The following is an 11,953-nucleotide window of genomic DNA, read 5'->3' as shown; positions in this document are numbered from 1 at the left end:
AGGGCGCGGATCAGCATCTCGTGCGGGTCGATGCATCCCGGCACGCGGATGCCGGGCACCGCGGCGACCGCCCCGGCGAGCTCCGGCACGGCCCCGAGCGCACCGTCGACGGCGAGCGGATCGGCGTCGAGGTCGAACAGGCGCCGCACCCGGGCGACGAGCGCCGGCAGGTCGCTGAGCCGGTTCAGCCGCGCCTCGAGCCGCATCCGGTCCGCGACCCGGGTCACTCGGAACCAGGCCGGTCCGCCGGGCAGCAGCACCGTGCGGGCGTACGAGTCGGATCCCGCGACCTCGGCTCCGGCGACCGCGCGGGCCGCCATCCAGGCGAACAGGCCGGCGCTGTCGAACGGGCCGCGCACGGGCAGCATCAGCTCGATCGCGCCCGGCGCGGCGGCCTCGGCCTCGTGGGAGCGGCGGCGCGCCCGCAGTTCGGTGGGCGTGAGGCCGAACACCTCGCGGACGGTGTCGTTGAACTGCCGGATGCTGGCGAACCCGGCGCCGAACGCGACGTCAGCGGCGGGCAGATCGGTGCCGACGAGAAGCATCCGCGCCGTCTGCGCCCGCTGCGCCCGGGCAAGCGCGAGGGGCCCTGCCCCCAACTCGGCCGACAGCAGCCGCGTGACCTGCCGCGACGAGTAGCCGAGGCGGGATGCCAGCCCGGTGACGCCCTCGCGCTCGACGATGCCGTCGGCGATCAGCCGCATCGCCCGGCCGGTGGTGTCGCCGCGGAGGTTCCACTCCGGCGATCCCGGCGTCGCCTCCGGCAGGCACCGCTTGCAGGCGCGGTATCCGGCCTCGTGGGCGGCCGCGGACGTCTCGAAGAAGGAGACGTTCGCGGGCTTCGGGGTGCGGGCCGGGCAGCTCGGCCGGCAGTAGACGCCGGTGGAGCGCACGGCGGTGACGAACTGCCCGTCGAAGCGGGCGTCCCGCGCCGAGATGGCGCGGTAGCGGTCGTCGAAGGTGGTGGGCATGCGTCCAGTCTGGCACCGGCAGGATGCCCCGGCTGGCGGAAATCGGACATTGCGATGGCGCCTGCCGCGGCCCGCCGTCCGGGCCGGTGGGCATAGCGTGAGGGGATGACCGAATACGACCTGATCGTCATCGGAGCGGGACCCGTGGGCGAGAACGTCGCCGATCGTGCCGTGCAGGCAGGGCTCTCCGCCGTGATCGTGGAGAGCGAACTGGTGGGCGGCGACTGCTCCTACTGGGCGTGCATGCCGTCCAAGGCGCTGCTGCGCAGCGGCGCCGTGCTGCGTGCCGCCGCGGACGTCGACGGCGCGAAGCAGGCCGTGCACGGCGGGGTGGACCCCGCCGCGGTGCTGCGCAGGCGCGACGCGATCGTGCACGACTGGACCGACGACGGCCAGGTCGCCTGGCTCGAGGACGCGCACATCGACCTCGTGCGCGGGCACGGCCGCCTCACCGGCATCCGGCAGGTCGCGGTGACCGCACCGGACGGCACGGTGACGACCCTGACCGCGCGGCACGCGGTCGCGGTCAGCACCGGATCCGCCGCGATGCTGCCCGACATCCCCGGGCTCGCCGGCATCCATCCGTGGACGAGCCGGGATGCCACGAGCGCGCACGCGGTCCCGGACTCCCTCGCGATCATCGGCGGCGGGGTGGTCGCCTGCGAGATGGCGACCGCGTTCTGCGACCTCGGCGCGCAGGTGACCATGATCGTGCGCAGCCGGCTGCTCTCCGGCATCGAATCGTTCGCGGGCGACCTGGTGCGCACCGCCCTCGAGGAGCGCGGCGTGACCGTGCTGACCGACGCGGGCGTGGCATCCGCTGCGCGCGGAGACGACGGGGAGGCATCCCTCACCCTCACCGACGGGCGCCGCGTCTCGGCTGCGGCCGTGCTCGTCGCGACCGGCCGCGTGCCGCGCACGGGTGACCTGGGGCTCGAGACGGTCGGGCTCGAGCCCGGTGCCTGGCTCGACGTGGACGACACCATGCTCGTCGCCGACACGGACTGGCTGTACGCGGTCGGCGATGTGAACCACCGGGCGCTGCTGACCCACCAGGGCAAGTACCAGGCGCGGGCCGCCGGCGACGTCATCGCGGCACGGGCGCAGGGTGCCGTCGTCGACGCCCGGCCGTGGGGTGTGCACGCCGCGACCGCGGACCACGCCGCCGTGCCGCAGGTCGTGTTCACCGACCCCGAGGTCGCCTCCGTGGGGCTCAGCGCGGCCGCCGCCGAGCGGACCGGGATGCCGGTGCGCGTGCGCGACTACGACCTGTCCTGGGTGTCGGGGGCATCCGAGGCCGCCGACCACTACCGCGGCCAGGCGCGCCTCGTGATCGACGACCGCCGCGACGTGATCGTCGGGGCGACGTTCGCCGGCCCGGACGTCGCCGAGCTGCTGCACGCCGCCACGATCGCCGTCGTCGGCGAGGTCCCCCTCGCCCGCCTCTGGCACGCCGTCCCGTCCTACCCCACGGTCAGCGAGGTGTGGCTGCGCCTCCTCGAAGCCGACGGACGCCCGACCCCCCGCCGTTGACTTGCCCTGGATGTACGCGACACGCCGTGCGCGGCGTACATCCAGGGCAAGTCACCGAGCTCCGGCGGGGGTCCAGGCGGGCGTCAGTGGAAGAAGTGGCGCTCGTGCGTGAAGAACATCGGGATGCCGCGCTCGCGGGCGAGGTCGACGGTCTCCTGGTCGCGCACCGAGCCGCCGGGCTGGATGATGGCGGAGATCCCGGCATCCATCAGCACCTGCGGGCCGTCCGAGAACGGGAAGAACGCGTCGGATGCCGCGACCGATCCGGCGGCGCGGCTGCCGGCGCGCTCCACGGCGAGGCGGCACGAGTCGACGCGGTTGACCTGGCCCATGCCGATGCCGACGGTGGCGGATGCCTTCGCCAGCACGATCGCGTTCGACTTGACCGCGCGGCACGCCTTCCACGCGAAGACGAAGTGCTCCATCTCCTCGGCGGGCGGACGCTCGCCCGAGACGAGCTCCCAGTTCTCGGCGACGGAGAGCACGTCGTCCGGGAAGCGGTCGGCATCCTGCAGCAGCAGGCCGCCGGAGACGAGGCGCACGTCCATGCGCTCCTGCTTCCAGTCGTCGGGCAGCTGCAGCACGCGCATGTTCTTCTTGAGCTTGAAGAGCTCCAGCGCGTCCGGCTCGAAGCCGGGGGCGATGATCACCTCGGTGAAGATGTCGCGCAGGTTCTCGGCCATCTTCAGCGTCACCGTGCGGTTCGCGGCGATCACGCCGCCGAATGCGGACACCGGGTCGCACTCGTGCGCGCGCAGGTGCGCCGACGCGATGGGGTCCGGAGCCTTGGGAGCCGCGGTGGCGATGCCGCAGGGGTTCGCGTGCTTGATGATCGCGACCGCCGGCTGCACCATGTCGAACGCGGCGCGCAGGGCGGCATCCGCGTCGACGTAGTTGTTGTACGACATGTCCTTGCCCTGCAGCTGGGTGGCCTGGGCGATGCCGTGCCCGTCGGTGCGGGTGTAGATCGCGGCGCGCTGGTGCGAGTTCTCCCCGTAGCGCAGGGTCGCGAGGCGCTCGGCGCGGATCGTCAGATGCTGCGGCAGGTCCTCGCCCTCGGCGAGCGTGCCGTCGGAGAACCACGTCGACACGGCCCGGTCGTAGTCGGCCGTGTGCGCGAACGCGCGGGCGGCCAGCTCGCGGCGCTGCGCCAGGGTGGTGCCGCCGGTGCCGACCGCCTCGATGACCGAGCTGTACGACTCCGGAGAGACCACGATCGCGACGTTCGCGAAGTTCTTCGCGGACGCCCGCACCATGGCGGGGCCGCCGATGTCGATCTGCTCGACCACCGCGTCGCCGACGGCACCGGATGCCACCGTCTCGACGAACGGGTACAGGTTCACGACGACGAGCTCGAACGGCGCGATGCCGAGATCGGCGAGCTGGCGCTCGTGGCTCTCCAGGCGCAGGTCGGCGAGCAGGCCCGCGTGCACCGCGGGGTGCAGGGTCTTCACGCGCCCGTCGAGCGACTCGGGGAAGCCGGTCACCTCCGACACGTCGGTCACGGGGATGCCCGCGCCGCGGATGGTCGCGGCGGTCGAGCCGGTCGACACGATCTCGGCTCCGGCGCCGGCGAGGGCCTGCGCGAGCGGCAGCAGCCCCGCCTTGTCGCTGACCGAGATCAGCGCGCGGCGCACCGGCACGAGGTCGCGCTCGCGGTACAGGGACGGGTCGTGGGTGGGGCCGGCCATGATCACTCCTGGGTCGCGGGGTCGGGTTGGGAGGTCTGGGTCAGATCGAGCTCGCCGGTCGCGATGCGGCGCACGACGTCGATGAGCAGGCGACGCTCCACGGGCTTGATGCGCTCGTGCAGCGTGTGCTCGTCGTCGCCGGGCAGCACGGGCACGCGCTCCTGGGCGAGGATCGGTCCGGAATCGACCCCGTTGTCGACCACGATGACGGATGCTCCGGTGTGCGCCACCCCGGCGGCGAGCGCATCCCGCACGCCGTGGGCGCCGGGGAACTCGGGAAGGTACGCGGGGTGCGTGTTGACGATGCGGGGCGCCCAGGCATCCACGAGGGAGGCCGGCAGCAGCCGCATGAGCCCGCTCAGCACGACGAGGTCGGGCTTCCAGACCTGCAGCTGCGCGGCGAGCTCGGCGCCCCACTCCTCGCGGGAGCCGAACTGCTCCCACGGCACGGTGAAGCTCGGGATGCCGAACGTCTCGGCATGGGCGAGTCCGTCCGCCTCGCGGTCCGCGCCGACGGCGATCACGCGCGCGGGGAAGCCCGGGGCGTCGGCCGCCTCCAGCAGTGCCCGCAGGTTCGAACCGGTACCGGAGATGAGAACCGCGACCGTCAGCACCGCCCCAGTCTACTGGGACGCTCAGACGGCCGGCATACCGCGGTCGCGGTCCTCGGCGCGCGGGCCGAGCAGTAGGATCGACGCGCCCACCAGCACCTCGGCGCCGACGGCGATCGCCACAGCCCACCAGACCGGGCCGATGTCGGCCAGCCGCCCGGGACCGATCGAGCCGGATGCCGCAGCCGCGAGCACCCCCGCCGCGACGCCGGACAGCACGGCGATGCCGAGGGCGGTGACGGCGCGGACGCCGAACGGGGCATCCTGACCCTCGGGCTGCTCGTCGGCGAGACGCGCGCGGATCAGATGCCCGGTGACGCCGCCCACCGCGACCGGCAGCAGCACCACGACGAGCAGCCACACCGACCCGTGCTGCGGCAGGGCTCCCAGCGCGGGGATGCCGGGCACGAGACCGAGCTGGGTGCCGGCGGGCGACACCGCCCCGCCCGCGCCGAAGACGAGGCCCGGCCCCGCGACGTACGCGAGCGCCCACACGATCATGGTGGGCAGGTAGGCGAGCTGTCCGAGCGAGGTGACGGTCACCCCGATGACGCCCATGTTGCCCGCCTCGTACAGGCCGATGATGCGGCCGCCGTGAACCAGCACGTCGAGCGCGACGGCGAAGGCGCCGAGTGCGACCAGTCCGGTGAGCGCGATCGCGGCGCCGCGGAGCGCCGCCCCGGGCACCAGGCCCCAGCCGCGCGGAAGGTCGTCGACGCGGGCGCGCAGTGCGTCGACCGGTCCGCCGTCCCCGTCGTGCCAGGCGGTGCCGAGGGCGCCCAGCGCCCCGCCGACGAGGAAGACGAGGGCGGGGACGAACACGGCGAGCCATCCGTTGACCGTCGCGATGCCCGAGCGGGACGTCGCCGCGACGAGGCCCGCGAGCACCGCGAAGACGACGGTTCCGGCGCCCACCCCGACGACGCCCTCCCCCGCACGCACGGCCCGGCTGCCCGAGCGCGCGGCGAAGATCGCGGTGAAGGCGGTGAAGGCGAGCGGCGCGAGCGACAGGGTGAAGGCGGCCGCCGATTCGGGGATGCCGGTGGCCGAGAGATACCGCGCGGGAAGGTGCAGGGTGATCGGCACCAGGTGGCCGAGCTGCCAGACGGTGGCGGCCGTCGGCCACAGGCCCGCCCACGATGCGCCGCCCATCCCGAACAGCCACAGCAGCACGAGCGGGACCACGGCGGCGGCCACGCCGATGACGGCCGCGATCGCGGCGTCCAGGGCGGAGAGCAGGGTGACGAGCAGGCGGTTCATGCCTGTTCGACCCTACCGACCCGAGGCGCTCCTGCCGTCGAGGGCCACGGCGGGCCGTCGGATGCGGGTCACGCCTCGCGCGGCTCGAGCAGGAAGAGCGCGATGCGACGCTCGGTCTTGGTCTGGTACTCGTCGTAGGGCGGCCAGGCCGCGGCGGCCCGCGTCCACCAGACGGCGTACTCGTCGCCGTCGAGCTCACGGGCGGTGTAGTCGCGCTTGACCTCGCCGTCCTGCAGTTCGACATGCGGATGCCGCCGCATGTTGCCCGCCCACTTCGGTTCGTCGTGGGCGCCGCCCTTGGACGCCACGACGACGTACTCGCCGTCGTGCTCGACCCGCATGAGCGCCGTCTTGCGCAGCGCACCGGTCTTCGCGCCCACCGTCGTCAGCACGATGATCGGCTTGCCGCGCAGCTCGTTCGCCTCCGCACCGCGGGTCGCTTCGAACTTCTCGGCCTGCGTGCGCGCCCACTCGGCCGTCGACGGAAGGTATTCCCCATTCAGTGGCATGCCCCCAGCGTAGGGTGCGGCGGTCGCCCGGACATCCCCGCGAACCCTCCCCGAATTACGCGAACCCTTACCGGAATACGCCCGCAGGCGCTATTTCGGTGAGGGTTCGCGTATTTGGATGAGGGCTCGCGAATGCGGCGTCGGGGCGTCCGCGGGTCAGAGACCCTCGATGATCTCCCGCATCAGGGCGGCGGTTTCGGACGGCGTCTTGCCGACCTTCACGCCGGCGGCCTCGAGGGCCTCCTTCTTGGCCTGTGCGGTGCCCGCCGAGCCCGAGACGATGGCGCCGGCGTGGCCCATCGTCTTGCCCTCGGGGGCGGTGAAGCCGGCCACGTAGCCGACGACCGGCTTGGTGACGTGGGCCTTGATGTAGTCCGCCGCGCGCTCCTCGGCGTCGCCGCCGATCTCGCCGATCATGACGATCGCCTTGGTGTCGGGGTCGGCCTCGAAGGCTTCGAGCGCGTCGATGTGGGTGGTGCCGATGACCGGGTCGCCGCCGATGCCGATTGCCGTGGAGAAGCCCAGGTCCCGCAGCTCGAACATCATCTGGTAGGTCAGGGTGCCCGACTTCGAGACGAGGCCGATCGGGCCGGTGCCGGTGATGCTGGCCGGCGTGATGCCCGCGAGCGCCTCGCCCGGGGTGATGATGCCGGGGCAGTTCGGGCCGATGATGCGGGTCTTGTTGCCCTTGGCCTTCGCGTACGCCCACGCCTCGGCGGTGTCGCCGACGGGCACGCCCTCGGTGATCACCACGAGCAGCGGGATCTCGGTGTCGATGGCTTCGACCATGGCGTCCTTGGTGAACGCGGGCGGCACGAAGGCGATCGAGACGTTCGCGCCGGTGGCGGCGATGGCCTCGGCCACGGACGCGAAGACGGGGAGCTCGACGGGGTCGCCCGCGGCATCCACGTGGGAGACGGTCGTGCCGGCTTTGCGCGCGTTCACGCCGCCGACGACGTTCGTGCCGGCCTTCAGCATCAGCGCGGTGTGCTTGGTTCCCTCGCCGCCGGTGATGCCCTGGACGATGACCTTGGAGTCCTTGTTGAGGTAGATCGACATGTCTGCAGCTCCTTAAGCGTTCGCCAGCTCGGCGGCCTTGTCGGCGCCGTCGTCCATGGTCGCGGCGATGGTGACGAGCGGGTGGGCGTACTCGGCGAGGATGCGGCGGCCCTCGTCGACGTTGTTGCCGTCCAGGCGCACGACGAGCGGCTTGTTCGCCTCTTCGCCGAGGGTGGTCAGGGCGCCCACGATGCCGTTGGCGACGGCGTCGCACGCGGTGATTCCGCCGAAGACGTTCACGAACACGCTCTTGACCTGCGGATCGTTCAGGATGACGTCGAGACCGGCCGCCATGACCGCGGCCGATGCGCCGCCGCCGATGTCGAGGAAGTTCGCGGGCTTGACGCCGCCGTGCTTCTCGCCGGCGTACGCGACGACGTCGAGCGTGGACATCACGAGGCCCGCGCCGTTGCCGATGATGCCGACCTGGCCGTCGAGCTTGACGTAGTTGAGGTCGTGCTGCTTGGCCTTCGCCTCGAGCGGGTCGGCGGCCGACTTGTCCTCGAGCGCCTCGTGGTCGGGGTGACGGAAGTCGGCGTTCTCATCGAGTGAGACCTTGCCGTCGAGGGCGATGATGTCGCCCTCTTCGGTCTGCACCAGCGGATTGACCTCGACGAGGGTGGCATCCTCGCCCTTGTACACGTTGAAGAGCTTGACGAACACGTCGGCGACCTTGCCCGCGGTCTCGTCGTCGAAGTTCGCGGCCCTGGCGATCTCGAGCGCCTTGGCGGCGTCGATTCCGGCACCCGGGTCGACCTCGACGCGGGCGAGGGCCTCGGGCTTCTCGACGGCGAGCTGCTCGATCTCCATGCCGCCCTCGACCGAGCACAGCGACAGGTACGAGCGGTTGGCGCGGTCCAGCAGCACCGAGAAGTAGAACTCGCGGGCGATGCGGGCGCCGGCGGCGACCATGACGCGCTTGACGATGTGGCCCTTGATGTCGAGGCCGAGGATCGCCTGCGCGGCCTCGTAGGCCTCGTCGGGGTTCTTCGCGACCTTGACGCCGCCCGCCTTGCCGCGGCCGCCCGTCTTGACCTGGGCCTTGACGACGACCACGCCGCCCAGCTTCTCCGCTGCGGCGCGCACTTCGTCGGGGGTGTCGGCGACGATGCCGGCGAGCACCGGCACCTCGTACTTCTCGAAAAGATCGCGTGCCTGGTACTCGTAGAGATCCACGTGCATTCCTTCGCTCTGGCGAATGTCAGGATTGCGGCCGCGAGAGATATCTCGATATCAAGATAAATCGGCCGTGCTCCCAGCCTACTACCGCAGGTTTGCGGGCTCGTACGCCGGGCACTCAGGCTGCGCTCACGCGATCTCGCCGCACGCCACGGTCTGCGCGAGAGCCCCGACCCGCGGCAGCTGGTGCGCCGTGTAGAAGTCGGCGGACCTCAGCCGCGCGGCATCCTCCCCCGACGGCGTCTCGTGCGCGAGCACCGCCTGGACGGCGAGCGCATGCATCCAGCCTCCGGCGAGCACGCCCAGCAGGGTCAGGTACGGCACGCTGACGGCATAGGCGTCGCGCGGGGATGCCGCGAACCCGACCATCTTCTCGGTGGCGGTCTCGGCCCGCGACACGGCCATCGCGAGCCGGGCGCCGATGTCCCGCGCACGCCGGTCGTCGGATTCTGTGAGCCGCGCGACGGTCGCCATCATCTGGGCGAACAGCGCCCCGGCGGTCGCGCCGCCGTCGCGGATCACCTTGCGTCCGACCAGATCATTGGCCTGGATCGCGGTGGTGCCCTCGTAGATCGGCATGATGCGGGCGTCGCGGTAGTGCTGGGCGATGCCGGTCTCCTCGATGAAGCCCATGCCGCCGTGCACCTGGATGGCGTCGCTCGTGATCCCCAGGGCCTCCTCGGTGGCCCACCCCTTGAGGATCGGCACGAAGAACCCGCCGAGCGGCCCTGTGCCGTCGGCCTCCGCCCGGTCGAGCAGATCGGCGACGTGCACGCCGAGCGCCCGCATCGCGAAGATGCGCGACGACATCGACAGCAGCAGGCGCCGGACGTCCGGATGCTCCGCGATGGGCGCACCCGCGGGCCGTCCGATGACCGCACCCTGCACACGCTGCGCGGCATAGGCGCACGCCTGCTGGTACGCCCGATCGGAGATGCCGGTCGCCTGGAACGCCATGGCGGCGCGCTCGGCGTTCATCATCACGAACATGCCCGCCAGTCCCCCGTTGACTTCTCCGACGAGGTAGCCGGTGGCGTCGTCGTAGGCGAGCTGGCAGGTCGGGCTGCCGTGGATGCCGAGCTTGTGCTCGATCGCCATCGTCGTGATCGCGTTGCGCTCGCCCAGGGTGCCGTCGTCGTTCACGAGGATGCGCGGCGCCACGAACAGCGACAGGCCGCGGGCGCCCTCGGGGGCGTCCGGGGTGCGCGCGAGCACGAGGTGCACGATGTTCTCGGCCACGTCGTGGTCGCCCCAGGTGATGAAGATCTTCTGCCCGCGGATCGACCACGTGCCGTCGCCGCGGGGCGTCGCGGTGGTGCGGATCGCGCCCAGGTCGGTGCCGGCATCCGGCTCGGTCAGATTCATGGTGCCGGTCCACTGCCCCGACACGAGCTTCGTGAGGTAGGTCTCGCGCACCTCCGGGGAGGCCGCGCCGTCCAGCGCCAGGATCTGGCCCTGCGTCAGGGCCCAGCACAGCGCGAAGGCGGCGTTGGACGCGTTCCACACCTCACCGAGCGCCGCGTGCATGACCCCGGGAAGGCCGTCGCCGCCGGCGGACTCGGGTGCCTCCGCGGTGACCCATCCCGCCGCGACGAACTGTCGGTACGCGTCCGCGAAGCCGTCGGGCAGGTGCACGTTCCCGTCGACGAGCCGCGCGCCGACCTGGTCGCCGACGGTCTCGAGGGGCGCGAGCACGGATGCCGCGAACTCGCCGGCCGCGGCGACGATGTCGGCGCCGTCGGACGCGGTCAGCGCACCGCCCGTGGAGCGCTCGAGCAGGTCGGCGCCGAAGGCCTCGCGGAACAGGAACGCGTACTCGTCGACGGGCGGACGGTAGGGGGATGCAGCGGTCATCGTCGACTCCTCGCAGGGGATGCCACAGGCATCCGATGAGACTGCGGTTCAGTGTACGTGCGACCGAGTCTCACGCAAAGCGTCGACACGTGACGCATGATTCCGGGGAGCGGGACGCCCGGGATAGCCTTTCGGTATGAGTGACGCCGCATCGTCGGCCGCGCACGACGCCGTCGTCGCCGCGGCTCTGGAGCTGTTCGCGAAGCACGGCTTCGAGCAGACGTCCGTCGAGCAGATCGCCAAGGCCGCCGGCGTCTCCCGGTCGACCTTCTTCCGTCAGTTCGGCGGCAAGGAGGACGTCGTCTTCGCCGACCACGAGGTGCTGCTCACCATGCTGCGCACCGACCTCGCCCGTCCGCACGGCGATCCGTGGCAGGCGGTGTGCGAGGCGTCCATGAAGGTGTACCGGCACTTCGCCGCCGACCCGGTGCTCGCGCGCCGCCGCTACGCCGTCGTGCGGCAGGTGCCGGCGCTGCGCGAGCGCGAGATCGTCGCGGTGTTCCGCTACGAGAGGCTGTTCGACGAGTACCTGCGTCACGCCATGCCGGGCCTCGATCCGCTCATCGCGGTGGCGTTCGCGGCCGAGGTGACCGCCATCCACAACCACGTGCTGCGGCGGCTCATCCGCGGCACCAAGCGCGTGCCGGTGGCCGTGCTGCGTGAAGCCCTGGACGAGGCACTGCACCGATTCGGCGTCGCGGCCGAGCCCCCGCCGTCGCCCGACGACGTCGTGGTGGCGGTGTTCCCCCGCCGGATGCCGGCCGCCGAGGTCGCCCGGCGCCTGCGCGGCAGCCTGCCCAGCTGACCTGCGCGGCAGCCTGCCCAGCTGACCCGCGCGGCAGCCTGCCCAGCTGACCTGCGCGGCAGCGAGGCGTGGTACTCAGTCTCACGATTGGCGATACCGAGTCTCATCGGCGTAGCCTGGGCGGCATGACCTCCCGCACTCTCCCGGGCGAGCGCGTGCCCGCGTACGACGTCACCCGGCGCCTCGACACCGACTACTACGCCGTCTTCACCGGCATCCCCGACGCCGACCGCGCCGCGTGGGACCGGGCGAGGGCGTTCGTCGACGAGATCGGCGACCGGATGCTGCAGGCCTGGGATCCCGCGGAGTACCCCCTGGACGTCGTCCGCCGCCTCGGCGAGCTCGACCTCGTGGTCGACGGCATCCGGCATCCCGACCTGACGGAGCTGTCGCCGCTGGCCGCCGGGCTCGTGAACATGGAGCTCTCGCGCGGCGACGGATCGCTCGGAACGGTGCTCGCCGTGCAGGGCGGTCTCGCGCT

11 protein-coding genes are annotated in these 11,953 nt (G+C 72.2%); 3 read left to right on the top strand and 8 right to left on the bottom strand.

Features of this window, described 5'->3' with window-relative positions:
- The coding region (locus VJR25_RS07865; protein WP_324114293.1) for a bifunctional transcriptional activator/DNA repair enzyme AdaA at positions 1-971 on the bottom strand (971 nt) is incomplete at its 3' end.
- Positions 972-1,076: 105 nt separating this feature from the next.
- Here VJR25_RS07865 and VJR25_RS07860 point away from each other — a divergent pair.
- Positions 1,077-2,504: an NAD(P)/FAD-dependent oxidoreductase gene (locus tag VJR25_RS07860; protein ID WP_324114292.1), complete on the top strand. Its 1,428-nt coding sequence runs from the start codon at positions 1,077-1,079 to the stop codon at positions 2,502-2,504.
- Between the two features lie 83 nt (positions 2,505-2,587).
- Here VJR25_RS07860 and purH read toward each other — a convergent pair whose 3' ends face one another.
- From purH to VJR25_RS07825, 7 genes are all read right to left on the bottom strand, one after another.
- Positions 2,588-4,195, bottom strand: coding sequence for a bifunctional phosphoribosylaminoimidazolecarboxamide formyltransferase/IMP cyclohydrolase (gene purH / locus VJR25_RS07855; protein ID WP_324114290.1), 1,608 nt, complete (start codon positions 4,193-4,195; stop codon positions 2,588-2,590).
- Between the two features lie 2 nt (positions 4,196-4,197).
- Positions 4,198-4,809 carry a phosphoribosylglycinamide formyltransferase gene (purN, locus tag VJR25_RS07850; RefSeq protein WP_324114288.1) on the bottom strand — a complete coding sequence of 204 codons (612 nt, stop codon included), beginning with the start codon at positions 4,807-4,809 and terminating at the stop codon, positions 4,198-4,200.
- Positions 4,810-4,830: 21 nt separating this feature from the next.
- Positions 4,831-6,066 carry a DUF6350 family protein gene (locus VJR25_RS07845; protein ID WP_324114286.1) on the bottom strand — a complete coding sequence of 412 codons (1,236 nt, stop codon included), beginning with the start codon at positions 6,064-6,066 and terminating at the stop codon, positions 4,831-4,833.
- A gap of 68 nt (positions 6,067-6,134) precedes the next feature.
- Positions 6,135-6,575 (bottom strand): nitroreductase family deazaflavin-dependent oxidoreductase, encoded by a 441-nt coding sequence (locus tag VJR25_RS07840; RefSeq protein ID WP_324114284.1) that lies wholly within the window; start codon positions 6,573-6,575, stop codon positions 6,135-6,137.
- Positions 6,576-6,731: 156 nt separating this feature from the next.
- Positions 6,732-7,634 (bottom strand): succinate--CoA ligase subunit alpha, encoded by a 903-nt coding sequence (gene sucD / locus VJR25_RS07835; protein WP_324114282.1) that lies wholly within the window; start codon positions 7,632-7,634, stop codon positions 6,732-6,734.
- A 12-nt stretch (positions 7,635-7,646) separates the two neighbouring features.
- Entirely contained in the window at positions 7,647-8,810 is a 1,164-nt protein-coding gene (gene sucC, locus VJR25_RS07830) for an ADP-forming succinate--CoA ligase subunit beta (RefSeq protein WP_324114280.1), read from the bottom strand.
- A 132-nt stretch (positions 8,811-8,942) separates the two neighbouring features.
- Complete coding sequence (locus VJR25_RS07825) at positions 8,943-10,667, bottom strand: acyl-CoA dehydrogenase (protein WP_324114278.1); 1,725 nt, start codon at positions 10,665-10,667, stop codon at positions 8,943-8,945.
- Positions 10,668-10,803: 136 nt separating this feature from the next.
- On the opposite strand from VJR25_RS07825, the gene VJR25_RS07820 reads away from it, so the two are divergent.
- Both VJR25_RS07820 and VJR25_RS07815 read left to right on the top strand, forming a co-directional pair.
- Entirely contained in the window at positions 10,804-11,472 is a 669-nt protein-coding gene (locus VJR25_RS07820; protein WP_324114276.1) for a helix-turn-helix domain-containing protein, read from the top strand.
- 125 nt (positions 11,473-11,597) lie between these two features.
- A partial coding sequence (locus VJR25_RS07815) for an acyl-CoA dehydrogenase family protein (protein ID WP_324114274.1) occupies positions 11,598-11,953 on the top strand: 356 nt, incomplete at its 3' end.

The organism is Microbacterium sp. (assembly GCF_035277845.1).
Taxonomy (GTDB): Bacteria; Actinomycetota; Actinomycetes; order Actinomycetales; family Microbacteriaceae; genus Microbacterium.
Note: the sequence above shows the minus strand (reverse complement) of the source record. Positions and strands in the feature narration are given on the sequence as shown.